The following is a 20,941-nucleotide window of genomic DNA, read 5'->3' as shown; positions in this document are numbered from 1 at the left end:
TTGCACTCTGAAAAAGTAGTTTTTTTCACTAAACGTAAATAGCTGTTAAATAAATACATAAGCAATGTCTAAAGTTACAGGAAAAGTTGCGCAAGTTATCGGACCAGTAGTTGACGTAGTCTTCAACACTGAGAACGCCGAACTTCCAAAAATTTATGATTCATTAGAAATCACTAAACCAGATGGTTCTAAATTAGTACTTGAAGTACAATCACACATTGGAGAAGATACAGTTCGTACAATTTCAATGGACTCAACAGACGGATTAAGTAGAGGTTACGCTGTAGCGGCTACAGGATCTCCTATCCAAGTTCCAATCGGAAAAGAGGTATTTGGTAGATTGTTTAATGTTGTTGGAGACGCTATTGATGGTCTTGGAAACTTACCAAAAGAAGGAGCAAGCGGATTGCCAATCCACAGACCTGCACCAAAATTCGAAGACTTATCTACATCTACAGAAGTATTATTCACTGGAATTAAAGTAATCGACTTAATTGAGCCTTATGCAAAAGGAGGTAAAATTGGATTATTCGGTGGTGCTGGAGTAGGTAAAACAGTATTAATTCAAGAGTTAATTAACAATATCGCAAAAGGTCACGGTGGTCTTTCTGTATTCGCAGGAGTTGGAGAGCGTACACGTGAAGGAAATGACTTATTGCGCGAGATGTTAGAGTCAGGTATTATCAAATACGGAGATGACTTTATGCACTCTATGGAAAATGGAGGTTGGGACTTATCAAAAGTTGACAGAAGCGGAATGTTAGATTCAAAAGCTACATTCGTATTCGGACAGATGAATGAGCCACCAGGAGCACGTGCACGTGTTGCTTTATCAGGATTAACAATTGCTGAGTTCTTCCGTGACGGTGCTGGAGACGACCAAGGAAAAGACGTACTTTTCTTCGTTGACAACATCTTCCGTTTTACACAAGCTGGATCTGAGGTATCTGCCTTATTAGGACGTATGCCATCAGCAGTAGGATACCAACCGACATTAGCAACAGAAATGGGTGCGATGCAAGAGCGTATTACTTCAACTACAAAAGGATCAATTACTTCAGTACAGGCGGTTTACGTTCCTGCGGATGACTTAACTGACCCGGCGCCAGCTACAACTTTCGCCCACTTAGATGCTACTACAGTATTGTCTCGTAAAATTGCTGAGTTAGGTATTTACCCTGCAGTAGACCCATTAGATTCTACTTCTCGTATCTTAACACCAGAAATTTTAGGTAAAGAACACTATGCTTGTGCACAACGCGTAAAAGAAATCTTACAGAAATACAAAGAATTGCAAGATATTATCGCAATCTTAGGTATGGAAGAGTTATCTGAAGAAGATAAATTAGCCGTACACAGAGCACGTCGTGTTCAACGTTTCTTATCTCAACCTTTCCACGTTGCTGAGCAATTTACAGGTATCCCAGGAGTTCTTGTAGATATTAAAGATACAATCAAAGGTTTCAATATGATTATTGATGGTGAATTAGACCATTTACCAGAAGCAGCTTTCAACTTAAAAGGTTCAATCGAAGAAGCGATTGCAGCTGGAGAGAAAATGCTTGCTGAAGTTTAATAATCACTTAAAACAGAACTATTATGAGATTAGAAATTGTATCACCTGAAGCTACCTTATTTGCTGGAGAAGTTACTTCTGTATCGGTTCCAGGTATTAATGGTGAGTTTCAAATGTTAAACAATCACGCGGCTATTGTTTCTTTATTGACAAAAGGTAATGTGAAGTTTACAGGAAGTAACATTTCTATTAAAGAGCCATTTAATTCAAAGTTCGTTAAAGTTAGCAACGATACTTACCACCTACCTATCAATATGGGGACCGTTGAATTAAGTGATAACAAGATTATTATCTTAGCTAATTAATTAGCTAACAACCGATAAAAAAAGCCCGATTCCTTCGAATCGGGCTTTTTATTTTACTGTAATTATACTAAATTATCTTCTATTGATTTGACTTACTCTTACGATTGGATTTCCTTGTCTCCCTTGAGCAGAGACAGCACTTCCACGAGCGCCACTTTGATCAATATAAGCTGTATTTCCATCGAAATTTAATACAAAAGGCTTACCTCCTAAACTGGGTACAATCGCAAAATAGTCCCCTTCAAAAATCTCACCACTCATTCTAGCGTTAAACACAAATGTTATACCTTGAGTTGCTTGATCAAGCAACGTGTTATTTCTCATAACTCTCACTTGTTTAGGTATAGTATTTCCTACACCAGGTCTTTGATAAGAAAAATCTCCCGTACTAGGATTCACCAACGTAGCCGGTGTATGAAAAACCACTCGCGCAGTCACTCCATCAGCCTCGCGTGCTTCCAAATGCCAAACCGCCACATACTGATTCTCTACACTTTCTATTCCCAAGAAAAACAAAGTACTATTCGTTACATTATAGGTCGATTCTTTATACAAAAAGCTATTTTCTACACCTAACGCTCGTTTTCTAATCTTCACGGTTACATTGTTACTCTCACCTCCTTCTAGATTCGCTTTTAAGACGTAAGTTCCTTCCGTTCCTATATTCATTTGAAAACTTCCATCAACAGAAGTAACTGTTGTAGCAACCCCATCTTTGTACAAAACAGCATCAGAAACAGCTTCTCCATCCACATCCTTAACATTCAATTTGAAATTTTCATTTACATACAACTCCTCAGCATTAGATTCTAAAGTTAATACCAATTTTTTAACTGATTTTGCCTTTACATTAACCGTTATTTCAGCACTTGCATTATACCCCTCTTTTTTTGCTTTAATCTTATAGGTTCCAACCGCAGTTGGCGTCCATGCATAGCCAATAACAGTGCCATCAGACAAAGAAATCTCAGCGTTTTCTACTAAACCACCTTCTTCGTCTTTCACTTCAAAACGGATTTCCTCCTCGACTTCTATGTCAGTAAACCCACCTATTACGGCAATAGTTAATGTTTCTTTTTCTATCACTACATCGTCTTCTACCACTTTAATCACAACAACATTACTATCTAAAAATCCATTCTTCTTGGCCACAACATTAAATGTTCCTGCTTTCTCAAAAACATAAGGATTTCCAATTTCCTTTCCATCCATGTAAAAAGCCACACCTGAAACCTCTACCTTTTTCTCACCTTCATTGGTCGTCACAGTAAACATCACACTTGTTCCTTCAGGAATTCCTTTACCATCCGCATTTGAAACAAGCGACAATGCTTTTTCTTCCTCCTCTTTTTTATCATCACTGCTACTACATGCGACATTCATCGTCACTAGCGTAGTCAGAAACAAGAATAGTAATAATTTTTTCATAAATATTTGTTTAAATTTTGTTATAAATTTATTCAACTAAATTAACAACTATTTCGAAATCACAAAATAATTTCAAATAAAAGTTTAATAAACAAATAATTATTGCTAAACCGCTTCGCTAAAATCAAATAAAAACAATCAAAAACGAATGAATCGAAAGGACAATAGTCCCAAAATTTGTGCTTAGAGTATATATTGGAAGATAGAGGGGAAATTATTGACAATAAAAAAAGCCTTACAAGAAATCTTGTAAGGCTTTTTTGCTCCCCCTCTTGGGCTCGAACCAAGGACCCTCTGATTAACAGTCAGATGCTCTAACCAACTGAGCTAAGGAGGAAGGTATTTTATACCTACCTAAAGGTTACACGTTTAAAGCTTTAGCTTTGCTCCCCCTCTTGGGCTCGAACCAAGGACCCTCTGATTAACAGTCAGATGCTCTAACCAACTGAGCTAAGGAGGAAGGTGTGTTACCTTTATTGCGATGCAAATATAGTGTGTTTTCTGCTTTTTGCAAATATTTTCTGCAAAAAAACTTACTTTTTTCAGCTCTCTCCCTTAAGTGTAGGCAATCCTAACCGATAACGAGTTGCTATCAAACGAATTACAAAAACGGAAGCGGCGGTAGAAATTTGGACAATAACAGCATCTAATCCGATTGCTTGGAGCATATAATAAATAAACACCCCAAAAATACAAGCCAGGGCATACCATTCTTGTCTAAAAATCGCCGGAATTTCATTGATTAAGATATCGCGTATCATACCACCAACAACTCCTGTAATCGTTGCCATGATAACTACCACCCAAAACGGATACCCCAAGGCTAGGGTCTTCTCCGCCCCAACCACAACAAATAACCCCAATCCAATACTGTCAAACCACAGAAACGTATTGTTTAAGCGAATCAGTTTCTGAGGAAAAATAATCACTAACATCAAGGCAACAATCGTACACCATACATACACACTGGTCAACATCCAAAACGGAGTCACGCCAAGCAGTAAATCGCGCAACGTTCCACCCCCCGTAGCTGTAACAAATCCCACGACAAATGCCCCAAACCAATCTACGCTTTTAGCCGATGCCAAGCGAATACCTGAAATTGCAAACGCAATCGTTCCAAAGAACTCAATAACATCGACAAATTTAATTGTCAACCAAAACTTTACAAAGGTGTCCATCAACTCATTCATAGACTCAACCGTATTTCACGCTATTTATTTAATTACTACCGTCTTCTTATTAACAAAGGCAAGCAAACCTTCTTCAGACATTTCCCTGCCAATTCCAGAAAATTTATTTCCTCCAAAAGGCACACGAGGATCAGAAATAACCATTTCATTTATAAAGACAGCTCCATCCTCAAAGAGATGCACGCATTTTTTTAATTCTTCAATATTCTTGCCGAAAATAGACACTCCTAGACCAAAGTGAGAATCATTACTCAAGGCAATGGCTTCTTCTAGGGTATTAAAACCAACCACAACGGCTAGAGGTCCGAAGGTTTCTTGTGTAAATACAGGCATTTGATCTGTTACATCCGTCACTACAGTGGGTTCAAACCAATTCTTATCGCGTTTTCCACCACAAACAACCCGAGCACCCAACGCTACAGAGTCATTTAAAAGGGTTTCTAGCTCAATTGCGAGATCTTCTCTTGCCATGAGACCAATTCCCGTAGAAAGATTCATTACGTCTCCTTGTTTCAGCTTTTGCGCTTCCTCCGCTAAACGCGTTGTAAATTCCTCACGCAAAGATTCATGTACCAAAAAACGCTTAGCCGCAATACAACTCTGTCCTGTATTTTGAAAACGAGCATTCACCGCAAGTGGTATAATCTCTTCCATATCGACTTCTTCTGTTACGATAAACGCATTGCTCCCACCTAGTTCTAACACTACGGGTTTGATCAAACTTCCTGCCTTCTGAGCTACTGCGCTTCCTGCTGGTTCACTTCCCGTCAAGGAGACTCCTTTCACTGCAGCATGTTCAATTACCTCTTCGACTTCTTTACCAGGTAGGGTTAAATTAAAATAGACTTGCTCAAAACCTTCTACTAAAAAGCAAGATTCTAATGCTTTGGCCGAAAAAGGAACATTACTCGCGTGTTTCAATACAACTGTATTACCTGCTAATAAAGTGGGAATGGCAAAGCGAAACACTTGCCAAAAAGGGTAATTCCACGGCATCACTCCTAAGATAACTCCCATCGGATCATGCACAATATAGGTTTCTGACCAACGGGTTTGGATGTGACGTCCTTGTAAAATCGCTTGTCCCTCTTCGATATAATAATCAACCAAGGTGGCACATTTTTCAACTTCCGCTATCGCTTGACTCAAAGGTTTGAACATATCCTGAGTAATCACAGCTCCATAACGCTCTTTGTTGAGCAACAATTTTTCTTTTACTTTTTTGAGGTATACAATGCGATCCTCAACGGCTACTTTGCTCCATCTTTCATAAGCACTTTGTGCCTGTTCTATTTTATTTTCTACTTCTTTTTTCATAGTAATACAACTTTTATCTTCTAAATTTACAACATCATCTACACTAATCTCAATTATCACATAAAAAAAGACAAGATTCTTTTTTATCCCCCCTTATTCTCTTGTTCTTAGAAAAAAAATCTAGATTTAGCTTTGTATTAGAAAAGTCATCCATTCAATATAACGTTTATCTTTGTGGAATCAAATAATACGATTATGAATAAAAATGTAAAATTACTGACCCTTGGGCTCCTCCTTTTTGCTTTAAGTTTGATTCTAAGAGCCACCCAAATTATTAGCTATACAATCAGTACAATCGTCATTTTACTTGGATTTGCCTTTATAGTTGTTTCCTTATATCATTTGGTCTTTACAAAATTGCGCAAGAAATAGGTTGATTGTCGTTTGTTACATGGTGATAGTCGGTGGTTAAATCAGGTTATTGGAAAAAACCAAACACAAAAAAACAGCAATAAGCTTCTGCTTATCACTGTTTCTTTATTTATACCTAAACTACTTTTCAACAAGTAGTTCACTTGTTATTTCTTTAAAACCTTGCTTAAGTTTTCAAGCATCACTGTTGTCATAGCGCTAAGATCGTATTTGTGTTTCCAGTTCCAATCTTGTTGTGCACTACTGTCGTCAATACTTGCCGGCCAGCTGTCTGCAATCGCTTGGCGGAAATCGGGTTCATATGCAATCGTAAAATCAGGGATGTGTTTTGTAATTTCTGCTGCAATTTCCTCTGGAGTAAACGAAATTCCACCTAAATTATAAGACGAGCGAATTTTAATTGATTCTTTCGGGGCTTGCATAATTCCAACCGTTGCATCCAAAGCATCGTCCATATACATCATCGGCAATCCCGTTTTTTCAGATAGGAAGCAATTATAGTGTTTATCCTCAATTGCCTTATAGAAAATATCAACGGCATAATCCGTTGTTCCACCTCCTGGAGGCGTTGTCCAAGAAATTAAACCTGGATAACGGATACTGCGTACATCTACCCCATATTTATTGAAGTAATATTCGCACCAACGCTCCCCTGTTTGTTTCGAAATTCCGTAAACTGTACTGGGTTCCATCACAGTATATTGAGGTGTATTCTCTCTTGGTGTTGTAGGACCAAATACCGCAATTGAAGAGGGCCAAAATATCTTTTTAATTTTTCCTTCTTTCGCTAAGTTTAACACGTGAAATAAAGAGTTCATATTTAATTCCCAAGCAAAAGCTGGGTTTTTCTCTGCTGTAGCGGAAAGCAAGGCAGCCATTAAGTACACTTCTTCTACTTGATGCTTCTCAATCACCTGAGCTACGGCATCAAACTCCATCGCATTGACGATTTCAAAAGGTCCTGAGCTCATCAAAGCCTCATTTCCTTCTCGAATATCTGAAGCGATAACATTCTCATTTCCATAGATACCACGCAACTTTAACGTAAGTTCAGAGCCAATTTGTCCACAAGCTCCAATAATTAATATTTTGGTTCCCATTTAATTTGTATTTAGTTGCACAAATATAGCCGTTGCTAGACAATAAATCAATGCAAAAAAGGACAATTCTATCAAAGAACAAATAAATTATTGGGATGTTCTCCCTCCAATCAATTGAAATTCGCTATGGTTTATCGCAAAGCAAGTCAAATAAATTCAATAACATTCGTAAATTTGAGGTTTGAAATTCAAGGATATGAAAAACATTTGGACGATTATACTGTTGGTACTTAGTTTGAACCTTACTTCTTGCAAGAAAGAAGTCGATCAAAGTGCACTAGAACAAACCAAACTACAACAGTACAACGATAGTGTATTTACACATTTAATGAAAGAATGGAAATTCAAGATTCCAAAAGCCTCCAAAGAGTTGACTCCCATTCTCGAAGAATGGAAAGCATGGACAACGCTAACCAATGAGTTAAAACTACGTCCTGTTTCTACGATTGGAGCCTTCCAAAAAAAGGCAGTTACCCTCAGTGAGCTTGCGGAAAATCTCCCTTATCAGGGATATCCAACAGCCTTAGATACGCCAGATATTAAAATTAGATATTCAACCCTATTAAATGCCATCCAAAATTTGGATATGTACATCAATTTAAACCCGGTTAATATAGAAAAAGTAGATGAGTGGCTGGATAATATTCAGCTCAGCTTAGATGATATTGTGCGTATGATGGACGAAAATCTAGTTCGTCAAAACTATGTAAAAGAAGAAGGAGAAGATGTGATGTTGCAAGAGATGGAAGAATTTAGAAATGATATGCGAAGAGCAAATCCCGAAGAAGAATTACAATAACCTATGGAAGTAAAGCAATATTTTAATGAGGCTGTACAGACCCAACAACTGGCACACGATTTATTAAATAATCGACAACCTCTTCTTTTCAAAGGACTTATTGGATCGGCTCTCTCTTTTCAATTAGAAAGCTTGTTCCGTCAAACAGAACTTCCTTTTCTCTTAATTTTTAACGACAAGGAAGAGGCGGCGTATTACCTCAATGATTTAGAACACTTTATCAACAAACAAGACGTACTCTTCTATCCTGGATCCTATCGTCGTCCGTATCAAATTGAAGAGACAGACAATGCAAACGTCCTGTTGCGTGCCGAAGTATTGAACCGCATTAGTTCCCGAAAAAAACCAGCGATTATTGTTTCATATGCTGAAGCTATCTTCGAAAAAGTAGTAACCAAAAAGGTGTTAGAAAAGAATACCTTAAAAGTGCACGTAGGTGATCAATTGTCTATTGATTTCGTCAATGAAACACTGTTTGAATACAATTTTAAACGCGTAGATTTTGTTGCTGAACCTGGCGAATTTTCTGTACGTGGTGGAATTATTGACGTGTTTTCATTTTCCAATGACAACCCGTATCGCATCGAATTTTTTGGGGATGAAATTGACAGTATTCGAACCTTTGATGTAGAAACGCAGTTATCTGTTGACAAGCAAAAGAAAATCACGATTATTCCCAATGTGGAAAATAAATTTACGGCGGAAACAAGGGAAAGTTTCTTGGAATATATTCCAGAAAAAACCGTTGTTTTTGCTCAAAATACGGCTTTTATTATCGATCAGTTGAATCATAATTTTGAAAAAGCCCTCACCATTTTTGAAAAATTAAACAAGGAGCTTAAATATTCAAATCCCAACGAGATGTTTCTCAATGGAGATGTATTCTTACGTCAAGTAGAATTATTCAACTACCTTGAACTTACCGATAGCAAACACATTACACCTCAAAAACAGTATGTGTTTCACACAAAACCACAGCCGTCCTTCAACAAACAATTTGATTTATTGGTACGCAATCTGAACGATAATTCCGATAATGGGTATACCAATTATTTATTTTGTGCGAATGAGAATCAAGCGCGTCGATTCAAAGATATTTTTGACGCCATGCGGGATGAAAATCAGAAGCAAGTGGTTCAACAATACAAAACCATTGTTACCCCGATTTATCAAGGTTTTATTGATGAAGAGAAGCAAATTGCCTGTTATACCGATCATCAAATTTTTGAGCGATACCATAAGTTTACCCTCAAAAATGGGTATACGAAGAAACAAACCATTACACTAAAAGAAATCAATTCGCTCACTGTTGGGGATTATGTGACGCATATTGACCACGGAATTGGAAAATTTGGTGGTTTACAAAAAATACAAGTAGAAGGTAAAACGCAAGAAGCAATTAAGCTCGTTTATGCAGACAATGATATTGTCTATGTGAGTATCCACTCTTTACACAAAATTGCCAAATACAATGGCAAAGATGGCGCGGTTCCTAAAATTCACAAACTAGGATCTTCTGCTTGGAAAAATTTAAAAACGAAAACAAAAGCGCGTGTTAAGCATATTGCGTTCAACCTGATTCAACTCTATGCCAAAAGACGAACGCAAAAGGGATTTGCTTGTGCTCCAGATAGTTATTTACAACATGAACTCGAGAGTTCATTTATATACGAAGACACACCCGACCAGTTAAAAGCAACCCAAGAGGTAAAAGCCGATATGGAACTCGATCGTCCAATGGATCGTTTAGTCTGTGGAGATGTAGGATTCGGAAAGACGGAAGTTGCTATTCGCGCGGCTTTCAAAATGGTAGACAACGGTAAACAGGTTGCTATTCTAGTACCGACCACCATCTTAGCTTTTCAACATTTTAAAACCTTCTCAGAGCGTTTAAAAGATATGCCTGTTCGCGTGAGTTACATCAACCGCTTTAGAACAGCCAAACAAAAAAGCGATATTTTACGCGATTTGGAGGCAGGAAAAATAGACATCCTTATTGGAACCCACCAATTAGTGAACAAAAATGTAGTTTTTAAAGATTTAGGTTTACTTATCATTGATGAGGAACAAAAATTTGGTGTAGCTGTCAAAGACAAGTTGAAAACGATTTCTGAAAATGTAGATACACTCACCTTAACAGCAACGCCAATTCCGAGAACACTTCAATTCTCTTTGATGGCAGCACGAGATTTATCCGTAATTACCACTCCACCACCGAATCGATACCCGATTGAAACCAATGTAGTAGGATTCAATGAAGAAATTATACGCGATGCGGTTGCTTATGAATTGGAACGCGGTGGACAAGTGTATTTCATCAACAATCGCATTGAGAATATACGCGAAGTTGCGGGTATGATTCAGCGCTTGGTTCCCGATGCAAAAGTGGGTGTTGGTCACGGACAAATGGATGGAAAAAAACTCGAGGAGTTGATGCTTGCCTTTATGGATGGAGAATTTGATGTTTTAGTAGCAACTACCATTATCGAAAGTGGTTTAGATGTTCCCAATGCCAATACGATTTTAATCAACAACGCCAACAACTTTGGTTTATCAGATTTACATCAGATGCGCGGTCGCGTTGGACGTAGTAATAAAAAAGCATTTTGTTATTTCATTTGTCCTCCTTATTCTGTGATGACCGAAGAAGCGCGCAAACGCATCCAAGCCTTAGAGCAATTTAGTGACTTAGGTAGTGGATTTAACATTGCGATGAAAGACTTAGAAATTCGCGGTGCTGGTGATATTTTAGGGGGTGAACAAAGTGGTTTCATCAATGAAATTGGATTTGAAACCTACCAGAAAATCATGCAAGAGGCCATCGAAGAATTAAAAGAAAATGAATTTAAGGATCTTTATTTAGAGGAGAAAAAAGAAGAAAATAAAGTATTTGTCCGCGATTGTCAAATTGATACGGATTTTGAAATCCTATTCCCTGACGAGTATGTCAACAATATTTCAGAACGTTTAAACTTGTACAATGAATTGAGTACAATTACGACGGAATCAGTATTAAAAGAATATGAACAGCGCTTAATTGACCGTTTTGGACCGCTTCCAAGACAGGCCATTGCCCTTTTAGACAGCTTGCGCATCAAATGGCATGCTAGTAACCTGGGTATTGAGAAAGTGATTCTAAAGCAAGGAAAAATGATTTGCTACTTTATAGGTGATCAGAAGTCAGGTTTTTATACCTCTCCAAAATTCAGACAAGTCTTAACTTTTATTCAACAAAGTTCACACTTGTGTAAGATGCGAGAAAAAGAAACGAAAAACGGATTGCGTTTGATGTTGTCTTTTGAACAAGTCAAATCAATTAAAAAAGCCTTGGAATATTTGGCTGGAATAGATAAAATGTAGAATGGAAAGAGGAGAGAGGAGAGAGGAAAGGAGTTAATTTTCTTGTTTACAAAAAAGAACACTATACAAAAAACTGTATAAGTATAAAATTCTGCTTGGGTTAAAACTGAGCAGAATTTTTTTATCTTTTATTTCTATAGTTATGGAAACAAAAGACCTCTATCTCCTTTCCTCTTTCTTCTCTCTAGTACAAACACACCTATCCCTTATTTTTTACTTAGAATAGCGTATTTAAGCGTCACTCCACAAGTAAAGATAAATTCTCCTCGTTGTACATCAAAATCTTGCATATATCCACCACCTGCGTGTATATTAAATAGCAATCGTTTGGTGACACGTTCTTCATGTCCTACATGCAATTCTGTTAGTAATATCTTATTAAAACTTTCATCCGTTACTTTTCCAAAAGAATATTTGGCTTGTGTACCGAGATAAAATTTTCGTTCTTCTTCGTTGACAAAGTGCCATTTTAAATTGGCTTTTGCGAAAGGAATAAAACCATACTCTAAAAGATATCCACTTTTCTCTTCTAACTGATACCCAGGACCCAATCCTAAGAATGCCTCTACATGAGTATCATAGGTTAGTCTGTATTTATATGAAGCTTCTATTCCCTGTCCACCAAGATTGACATAAACCGTATGGTTCTCTTGCGAAAACGAAGGAGAAATAACAATGAAAAAGAAAAATGCGATGAATAGATTTCGCAATATCAATGAAGAATAATTTATCATAAATTAAAAAAATTGCAGCGAAAATAGTGTAAAAATAGGAAAGAAGTGAGGAGGAGAGAGGAAAGAAGTGAATTTTCCTTTTTAGAAAAAATAATCTTTTAATAATTTCCTCTTTATCTCACTGAGCTAGTATTTATTTCGAAACTTCTTTCTTCACTCCAATATCAAACACAAAGGGCTTGCAAATGCAAGCCCTTTGTGTTTGATATCTTCACTGCTCTCCTCTTTCCCCTCTCCTCTTTCCAATAAAAAAGCCAACTAAAAAGTTGGCTTTTTTTATTAATATCCGAATAAATCTTCTAAAGTTAACTCTTTGATGGTACCGAATTTTTTAACGGCTTCCCAATCTAAGTTTTCTTTCTTACCTAAAAGACCTACGTTAAACGTTTTTCCTTTTACATGTTGATTAAAGAAATTTACTAAATCAGTCATTTGCATGTCTTGCGTTTGCTTGTAAATATCTTTGTTGATGTCATAATTGATTCCTCTTTCTTGTAAGCTCAACCAGTAATAGAAAATTTGCGCTTTTGTATAACGTTGGGTTGCGATGTTTTTCAAAGCTGAATTTTTCGCATTTTCAAACTGATTTTGTGCTTGAGGCATATCATTCATTAAGTCCATCATCGCATCAACAGCTTGTGGTAATTTGTTTGCCTGTGTACCTACATACGCCATTACGTAGTTGTACTTGTCTAATTTTCCAGCATTCGCATAGTAAGCATAAGCAGAATACGCTAATGATTTGGATTCTCTAATCTCTTGGAAAACAACAGAAGCCATTCCACCACCAAAATAGCTATTGAATACACTTGAAGTTGCCAATAGATCTTTGTTGAATTGAGATTCTCTACCGCGGTATGAAATTTCTGCTTGTACCATGTCATAAGGTGCGAAATAAACCGTACCGTCTGTCATTGGTTCTGCATATACTTTCTTCACTGGTGTTACTTTTCCTTTCCCTAAGTTGTGATTCGCTACAATTGCTTTTTTCACTGTTGCCAAATCATTTCCGTAATAGAATACTTCTTGGTTATAGTCAAAGAATTTGTGTAATAAACCTACTAATTCTGTTGGTTTGATTGCTTTTAAATCTCCTTCACTCAAGATATCTTTGAATCTGCTCAATTGATTTCCTGAAACAATATAGCTATTCAACGCACGTTGGATACCACCTTTACTAGATTTTGCATCAAAACGAGATTTCAAGATCTGGTCTACCAAATTATCGTACGACTCTTGATCAGCTTTTGCATCTGTTACTAAATGCTCTAATAATTTAATTCCCGCTGGGATATTTTCTTTTAATCCTGAGATTGTGATATACGATTTATCCGTACCCGTATTCAGGGAATAATCTACTCCTAATTTATAGAATTCCTTGCGGATATCTGCAGGTGAGTATGTATTGGTTCCGATATAATCTAAATACTCTAAAGCTAAGCTTAGTTTTTTATCGTGATCCGATCCTACTGGTGTGATATACGTAACCGTTGCTAAATCATTTGTTACATTGTCAATGCTATATAACGTTGTTTTGATTTTGCCAATTTTTTCTCTTTTCAACGCCTTATTGAAATCAACAAATTCAGGTTGAATATCTTTAACCGCCACTTGATTCAACGCTTTATAAAACTCCGATTCACTATCTCTATTTAAATCAATAGGTGTAATTCCAGGGTTTTCAACGCGAACTAAATCTTTGTTTTCTCCTTGACGTTTGTATACAATAGCATAGTTGTCTTTGTAGTTTTCGTTAGCGAAACGCATAATATCTGCTTTGGTAATTTTCTCCATGCGATCGATTTCACTCACTGCTTCTTCCCAACTTCTACCTTGAATAAACGCTTGATACATCTCAGAAGCCATTGCGTCGTTATCTTCTAGCGCTTTCATTGAATTCTTTCTCAATTCATTGATTACTGCTTGTAACAACCACTCGTCAAATTCTCCTTTTTTGATTTTTTCGATTTGCTCTAACATGATGTCTCTCACCTCTTCTAAGGTTTGTCCTTCATTTGGCATCCCTGTTAATTGGTGAACCGAATAATCTTTCATGATCATCGGTGAACTACCTGCGTACAATGCTTTTTGTTTCTGGTTGATATCTAAGTCAATCAAACCTGCTTGACCATTGCTCAACAACATGTCAATCATCGTTACATACAAAGCATCTTGTGTTTTTGCTCCACCTAAACGGAAGCCCATCTCTACGCGTTCTGCCTGTGGGCTAAATACTTCCGCTGACTTAATACCTTGGATTGGTTGTTCTACCGCTACATATTCTTTGGGTTGAACTCCTTTTTTCATGGTACCAAAATACTTGTTTACCATTTGAATCGTCTCGTCAAATTGGATATCTCCAACTAAAACAACTGCAATATTATTCGGTACATAGTATTGATCGAAGTAGTTGTGAATCGCTACCATTGATGGATTCTTCAAGTGTTCTGAAGTACCAATTGTCGTTTGTGTTCCATAGTGTGTTGTAGGAAACAACAACGCCATCATTTTTTCATGTGATGCCCAGAAATCGTTATCCTGACCGCGGTTAAACTCCTCGTATACTGCTTCTAATTCTGTGTGGAATAAACGCAATACTAGCTGAGAAAAACGCTCTTGTTCAATGATTAAGAATTTTTCTAATTCATTAGAAGGAATTACGTTTTTATATACCGTCTCATCAAACCAGGTATGTGCATTCGTTCCCGTTGCACCAATAGAAGCTACTGATTTATCATACTCATTAGCCACTGCATATTGAGAGGCTTCCTTAGAGATTTCGTCAATCTTTTTATAGATTGCTTTTTTCTTTTCTGGATTCGTCTCATTTTTATGTTGTTCATACAAGTCAGAGATTTTCTTAATCAACGCTTGTTCCACTTCCCAGTTTACTGTTCCCAATTTAGAAGTTCCCTTGAACAACATATGTTCTAAGTAATGTGCTAAACCGGTATTGTCTTCTGGGTCATTATTAGAACCTGTACGCACAGGAATATACGTTTGAATTCTCGGTTCATCGTGATTTTGTGCTAAATAAACCTTTAATCCGTTATTCAACGTATAAATTCTAGCTTTTGCAGGGTCATTTTCTACATATTCATATGTAAATCCGTTGGCGTCTGTTTTTGTAAGTGTTTTATATTGAGCATGCAATACACTGCTCATTGAAAATATAAAACCAAACAATAAATATCTTTTTTTCATAAATAGTTATTTGTAGGTTCAAAGCTAAACATAATTCTCATTTTGTCCCACAAAAATTACATTAGCTAAAAAAAGAAAACGTCTCTAGTTATTAACTAAAGACGTTTTCTTTTTTTATTCCTCGATTGCTTCTCGAATTGGCGTTCCAATATTTCCATTCGGGAACTCAATTTTCAAGATTTGTGCAATTGTCGGTGCGATATCTGTCATATGCGTTTGACGAGTCGTTTTTCCTGGTTTTACTCCCCATCCCAAGAATACAGCAGGAATATGAGCATCATACGAATTCCAACTTCCATGTGTCGTTCCTTTTCCATCTTTCGATCCACTAAACCACTGTGGCTCCAAAATAATTTGAATCGATCCACTGCGTTTGTAGTTGTATCCATTAATGATGCGTTCTCTTAGTATTTGGGGTACTGATGATTCTGCCGCTTCATTCATGTCCACGACAAAAGCCACTCCATCCACTTTCTTCAACCATTTGATTGCTGCTGCAATTACCTCCTCTTCCTCTACATCATTTTTTTCAATCACCTCATAATTCAAATGTACTTGGTAATTAGCTAAGCTTTTGATTAAATCTGCCACACCAAATTTGCTGGCCAATTGCTCATTTAATTCTTTGCGAATAACCTTTGTATCAAAGTAACCTGAATTTCCTTTTTGATCGGCGAAAAATTTAGGATTATGAGCTGCACCGTGATCCGCACTTAAAAATAACGTATAATTTCCTTTCCCAACTGTTTGATCTAAATAGGTCAAGAAATCAGCAATGTCACGATCTAAACGCAAATACGTATCTTCTATTTCGATAGAATTAATCGCAAATTGATGTCCGATATAATCTGTTGATGATAAACTTACGGCTAAGAAATCTGTTACATTCAAAGGATTATTTCCTAATTGTTCACTTTCAATGGCGCGTTTGGCAAAATCCAATGTCAACGTATTCCCTTGAGGTGTACTCTTAATTAATTCGTATCCATTTTCTTTCTTTAGCTTCACTAAATCACGTGGAAAGATTGGTTTCTTTTCTCCCTTAAACGTTTCTTCATATGCATTATCATCTGTCGTACTTAATTTATACGTATCAATGGGATATAATGTGTTCCAACCTTGTTTATAATAAGCATCTACAAGTTTCTCTTTATTGAATCCCTTTACCCATTTCGGTAAATCCGTCATATAATAAGTACTGCTAATCCAATCTCCTGTTTTTCCATCTAACCAATAAGCAGCATTGGCAAAATGTCCTGCAGGAAGAATACCTCCTCTATCTTTAATCGCAATTCCAATAACTTTCGATTGGAAATTTGTTGCCAATTTCAATTGATCGGTAATCGTAGAAACCAATAAGTTCTTTGGGGATTGTTGTCCTACTTTTCCTTCACCACCAACGGCTTGCACACTATCATCTTGCGTACAATACATATTTTGTCCTGTTGCTTGGATAATAAAGTCATTTCCCGCAATACCGTGTATAGCTGGCACACTACCAGTATAAATCGTACTATGTCCAATAGCGGTATACGTTGGCACATAATCAATTAAAGTATTTTCACTAGAGAATCCTTCGTTTAATAAACGTTTAAATCCATGATCACTATATCGGTCATAATAACGATATAAATAATCCCAGCGCATTTGATCAACTACAAGACCCACCACTAATTTTGGTTTTTCTAATTTTTCACTTGCTAGAACCGCAAATGAAAACAAGCAGCACATGGCTGTAATTACCGTTGACTTAATATTCATTTTTTCTTTATTTGGGTGTTAATTAAGTATTTAATAAGGTTTAACAAAGCTATTAAAGACATTCTACATAGAAAACATCTCCCATCATAAAGTTTGTTAGCATATTCAACTACCTAAAAATTTCATTTTGACAAATAAAGGCTATTTGCCCTAATTTCATATTATCTCAGTATTAAATATCAATAATAAGCCCGATAAATTAAAAATTTTATTCTTTACCCTCTTTATCATTCCGTTCTTGCCTTTCTTTGAGAATTCCTATCTTTGTAACTTCTAAACCCATCAATTTCATTCCTTTTATCATGGATATTGAACAAATTCTATCAGCTATTTATCCTCTACCAGAGCCCTCATTGACTGCTCTAAAGAGTTTATGCAGTGAATTACACCTGCCCAAAGGACAAATTTTACTTGAAGCCGATCGCATTGAGCACAATATTTACTTCATCAAGCAAGGGGTAGTTCGCGCCTTTTCATCTCATGAAGAGGGAGAAATTACTTTTTGGTTTGGGGAGGAAGGCAGTACAATTTTATCCATGAACAACTATGTAGAAAGTAGAAAAAGTTATGAAAGCATTGAACTTCTCGTTGATTGTGAACTCTATCAAGTCAATTTTCATGAACTCAGTGCCTATTATCTCACGGATATTCACATTGCTAACTTTGGACGAAAATTGGCTGAAAAAGAATTAATGCGCGTAGAGAAACGCATTATCTCTCGAGATTTGCTCTCTGCCACAGAACGTTATAAAGATTTAATCACGAACTATCCTACGATTATTCAACGTGTTCCCTTAAAACACATTGCCTCCTATTTAGGGATTACTCAAGTGAGCTTGAGTCGCATTCGCAAGGATGTTTAGCTAAAATTAGCCTAATCTTGGTTCTTGAGCTTAAATCTTTACTTACCTTTAGGCTCCTATAACAACACAACATGAATAAAATTAAAGTTGTCGCATTTGATGCTGACGATACACTTTGGATTAATGAACCTTTCTTCAGAGAAGCAGAACAACAATTCTGCATTTTGATGGAAGACTATCTTACCCACCAAAGCATTTCTCAGATTCTCTTTAAAACACAAGTAGATAATTTACCTCTCTATGGTTACGGAATCAAAGGGTTTACCCTTTCCATGATTGAATCTGCAGAAATTATTTCAAAAGGTACTTTAAATCCGAGAATTATTGATAAGATTGTCAAAATAGGAAAAGAATTATTGACAAAGCCCGTTGAATTGATAGACGATGTAGAAGTTATTCTCCAAGAATTACAAGCAAAATATCGCTTAGTTGTTGCAACGAAAGGAGATTTAAAAGATCAGCATCGCAAATTACACAAATCGGGATTAGGTCCTTACTTTCACCATATTGAAGTGATGACGGATAAGGAGAAAATCGATTACGAGAAATTACTCAAGCGCTTGGATGTACAGCCGGAGGAATTTATTATGATTGGCAATTCACTGCGCTCAGATGTATTACCCGTTTTGGAATTAGGAGGTTATGCAGTGCATGTACCTTTTCACACCACATGGCTACATGAGCACATTGATCATGCCGTTGTACATGATAACTTCAAATCAATCAAGAAATTGTCGGAGATTAAGGGGATTTTGTGAGGTGGTGAGATGGTGAGGTGTTTGTCGTGGGTTGTTTTGTTCCAAGAGACACTATTTCTCACAACACACAACATACGACACACAACACACAACACACAAAAAAAAGGAAACCTTTCGGTTTCCTTTTTCTCTTTCATAAGCAATTTATTCTCCCCTAAAAACGGTATCCTACATAAACACCAAAATTCTGATTGTAGATTTTCAGGTCATTGGCTCCTTGATTTTCTTCTACCCCAAACGTGTTAGAATTATCAAAAATGGAGGCAAATCCTCGAGTATATTGTGCGCCTAGGATTAAACCAAATTTAAATTGGTATTCAATTCCTGCCGTGATTCCGTAATCCATCTTTTGCAAATATTTGCTATCTTCTTGATCGTCTTCAGTAGAACCAAAAATTCCGTGATCTTTATAGGTTTTTCCATCTTCATCTACAGATGTAATCGAAGAGTATAACAACATATTGATATAAGGCCCTGCGTAAATTTGCAACCCTCCTACTTTAAAGGTTGGACTGATTGGATTCAGACGCAAACTGTGCATTTCTAACGTCGCATTAAACGTATGATCGTCTAATTCTCGTTTGAAATCTGCTCCATAATTTTGATAGTACAATTCGTGTTTTAATCCAAAATAACTTCCTATACTGTTATCTACACTGACTCCTGCAAAAAAGTTATTGCGTTTATCTACTTTGCCATCCAACGCCAAATCACGTACATCATCTCCTTTTAAGGTGGATTGCAACCAACCTGCTTTTACACTAAACGAAGTTCTTCCTTTTAGATCTTCATTGAAGTCCTGCGCTTTCATTGAAAACCCAGTTAATACTAATAAACTGAATATAATGTGTTTCATCCTGTCCTTCTTAAAAATCAATATCCCAAATTCCAACTGCTTTTTCTAGCTCTACTAACGATTCTGCATAACCAAACAAGGTCTCTGCATAGGCTTGTTGGGTTTCGTTATAGGTGCGCTGTGCATCTAACACTTCTAATAAACTACTTGCCCCTCGTTGATAGCTGTATTTAATTCCTTCAAATACTTGCTTTGCTTCGTCCAACATTCCATTTTCAAAACGTTGAATTTGCTTCTGTTTCGTCAAGTAATTTCGATAGGCTTGTGTAATTTCCTTTTCGAGTTCTAACTCTATCCTATCATATTCCAACTCCGCCTGGCGCTCTTCATATAAGGCTGTTTTTAATCCAGCATCGCGTCGATTTGAGAATTTCAAAGGGACTGAAATCCCCGCTTTTACAACTGTATTTCCCGGTGTTGGTGCAACAGCATTTTTAACAAAAGAATTGTTTTCCACGCCGAGATTTAATCCCAAATCGATCACGCGTTCAGCTCTTGCCAATGCCACTTGACGCCCTGCAACCACTTTGTTTTGTTGAGCCACCAAATAATCGGCTCGATTGTTCTGTGCGGTTACAATTAAATCTTCCAACGCAAACAAGCGAACGAACTGACTAAAATCTCCAACGGGAAGATAAACAGAGTCTACTCTTTGAGCACTAATAATATTGCGAATTTCCATTAAGCTATTTTCCCAAGTATCATCGGCATCTTGCAAATCATTCAACATGGATTTTGCTTCGAGTTTACTCTGAATAGCATCTACTTTGCTAATTTGCCCCAAAGAATAGCGAATACTATCCGATTGAGCCACCTGTAACATGGATGTATAAGAATCTTTTTGAATATCATATAACATCTTGTTTTGCATAGCTTCCAAGAAAGCTACTGTAGATTCTGCACGAAGCGTATGGAAAAACTCTTGCAATTCTAATTCAGCCAACACTTTTTGATCATGGGCTAAATTTTTTCTTGCTTTTCGTTTTCCTCCTAATTCCAAATCCCAAGACAATTCAGCCTCAAATCCATACCCCATTTGCATGCGTTTTTGCTGATTATCTGCCCAACCAAAACTCAATTCTGGATCTGGAAATGCCTTAGCTGCTTGTACTTCTGCTTCTGCTATATTGATATTGTATTTTTCTGCGGCATAGCTCAAGTTGTTTGCTATCATTTTAGATAGAAACTCCTTATAGGTAAGGTCGCTTTTTGTTGTGGATTGCTCTGTATGCCCATTTTGAGCATACATTGCACCTCCACAAAACATAGCGAGAGCACTTATACTTATATATTTTTTAAACCTATTCATCTCAAT

15 protein-coding genes and 2 tRNA genes are annotated in these 20,941 nt (G+C 36.8%); 6 read left to right on the top strand and 11 right to left on the bottom strand.

Annotated features, from left to right (window positions below):
• The first annotated feature begins 64 nt into the window (after positions 1–64).
• Positions 65–1,576: a F0F1 ATP synthase subunit beta gene (gene atpD / locus HX004_RS01865; protein WP_286440624.1), complete on the top strand. Its 1,512-nt coding sequence runs from the start codon at positions 65–67 to the stop codon at positions 1,574–1,576.
• A 23-nt stretch (positions 1,577–1,599) separates the two neighbouring features.
• Entirely contained in the window at positions 1,600–1,881 is a 282-nt protein-coding gene (locus HX004_RS01860) for a F0F1 ATP synthase subunit delta/epsilon (protein WP_286440623.1), read from the top strand.
• A gap of 72 nt (positions 1,882–1,953) precedes the next feature.
• On the opposite strand, the gene HX004_RS01855 is transcribed toward HX004_RS01860, so the two are convergent.
• From HX004_RS01855 to HX004_RS01830, 6 genes are all read right to left on the bottom strand, one after another.
• On the bottom strand, positions 1,954–3,309 hold the full coding sequence (locus HX004_RS01855) for a hypothetical protein (protein WP_286440622.1): 1,356 nt from the start codon (positions 3,307–3,309) through the stop codon (positions 1,954–1,956).
• A gap of 263 nt (positions 3,310–3,572) precedes the next feature.
• Positions 3,573–3,646: transfer RNA gene (locus HX004_RS01850), tRNA-Asn, on the bottom strand.
• 49 nt (positions 3,647–3,695) lie between these two features.
• Positions 3,696–3,769, bottom strand: a tRNA-Asn gene (locus HX004_RS01845).
• Positions 3,770–3,851: 82 nt separating this feature from the next.
• Positions 3,852–4,502, bottom strand: a complete 651-nt coding sequence (locus tag HX004_RS01840) for a trimeric intracellular cation channel family protein (RefSeq protein ID WP_286440621.1) — start codon at positions 4,500–4,502, stop codon at positions 3,852–3,854.
• 24 nt (positions 4,503–4,526) lie between these two features.
• Entirely contained in the window at positions 4,527–5,819 is a 1,293-nt protein-coding gene (locus tag HX004_RS01835) for an aldehyde dehydrogenase family protein (RefSeq protein WP_286440620.1), read from the bottom strand.
• 518 nt (positions 5,820–6,337) lie between these two features.
• The gene (locus HX004_RS01830; RefSeq protein ID WP_286440619.1) at positions 6,338–7,291 is read right to left on the bottom strand and encodes an NAD-dependent epimerase/dehydratase family protein; all 954 of its coding nucleotides are present in this window, start codon (positions 7,289–7,291) and stop codon (positions 6,338–6,340) included.
• Positions 7,292–7,487: 196 nt separating this feature from the next.
• On the opposite strand from HX004_RS01830, the gene HX004_RS01825 reads away from it, so the two are divergent.
• Together HX004_RS01825 and mfd are read left to right on the top strand one after the other, a co-directional pair.
• Complete coding sequence (locus tag HX004_RS01825; protein WP_286440618.1) at positions 7,488–8,090, top strand: hypothetical protein; 603 nt, start codon at positions 7,488–7,490, stop codon at positions 8,088–8,090.
• A gap of 3 nt (positions 8,091–8,093) precedes the next feature.
• On the top strand, positions 8,094–11,450 hold the full coding sequence (gene mfd, locus HX004_RS01820) for a transcription-repair coupling factor (protein ID WP_286440617.1): 3,357 nt from the start codon (positions 8,094–8,096) through the stop codon (positions 11,448–11,450).
• Positions 11,451–11,656: 206 nt separating this feature from the next.
• Here mfd and HX004_RS01815 read toward each other — a convergent pair whose 3' ends face one another.
• The 3 genes from HX004_RS01815 to pafA form a co-directional block, all read right to left on the bottom strand.
• Positions 11,657–12,184, bottom strand: coding sequence for a hypothetical protein (locus HX004_RS01815; protein ID WP_286440616.1), 528 nt, complete (start codon positions 12,182–12,184; stop codon positions 11,657–11,659).
• A 279-nt stretch (positions 12,185–12,463) separates the two neighbouring features.
• Positions 12,464–15,388: a M16 family metallopeptidase gene (locus tag HX004_RS01810; protein ID WP_286440614.1), complete on the bottom strand. Its 2,925-nt coding sequence runs from the start codon at positions 15,386–15,388 to the stop codon at positions 12,464–12,466.
• A 114-nt stretch (positions 15,389–15,502) separates the two neighbouring features.
• Positions 15,503–17,149 (bottom strand): alkaline phosphatase PafA, encoded by a 1,647-nt coding sequence (pafA, locus tag HX004_RS01805; RefSeq protein WP_286440613.1) that lies wholly within the window; start codon positions 17,147–17,149, stop codon positions 15,503–15,505.
• Positions 17,150–17,451: 302 nt separating this feature from the next.
• Here pafA and HX004_RS01800 point away from each other — a divergent pair, with 302 nt between their 5' ends.
• Together HX004_RS01800 and HX004_RS01795 are read left to right on the top strand one after the other, a co-directional pair.
• Positions 17,452–18,012, top strand: coding sequence for a Crp/Fnr family transcriptional regulator (locus HX004_RS01800; RefSeq protein ID WP_286440612.1), 561 nt, complete (start codon positions 17,452–17,454; stop codon positions 18,010–18,012).
• A 71-nt stretch (positions 18,013–18,083) separates the two neighbouring features.
• A complete protein-coding gene (locus HX004_RS01795) occupies positions 18,084–18,770 on the top strand; it encodes an HAD family hydrolase (RefSeq protein WP_286440611.1) in 687 nt (228 codons plus the stop codon).
• A gap of 154 nt (positions 18,771–18,924) precedes the next feature.
• On the opposite strand, the gene HX004_RS01790 is transcribed toward HX004_RS01795, so the two are convergent.
• Positions 18,925–19,626 (bottom strand): outer membrane beta-barrel protein, encoded by a 702-nt coding sequence (locus HX004_RS01790; protein ID WP_286440610.1) that lies wholly within the window; start codon positions 19,624–19,626, stop codon positions 18,925–18,927.
• A 10-nt stretch (positions 19,627–19,636) separates the two neighbouring features.
• On the bottom strand, positions 19,637–20,893 hold the full coding sequence (locus tag HX004_RS01785; protein ID WP_286440609.1) for a TolC family protein: 1,257 nt from the start codon (positions 20,891–20,893) through the stop codon (positions 19,637–19,639).
• Positions 20,894–20,941: the final 48 nt, after the last annotated feature.

Origin of the sequence: Myroides sp. 1354 (assembly GCF_030324495.1) — a bacterium.
Taxonomy (GTDB): Bacteria; Bacteroidota; Bacteroidia; order Flavobacteriales; family Flavobacteriaceae; genus Flavobacterium.
This window is presented reverse-complemented; position numbering and strand designations above follow the sequence as displayed.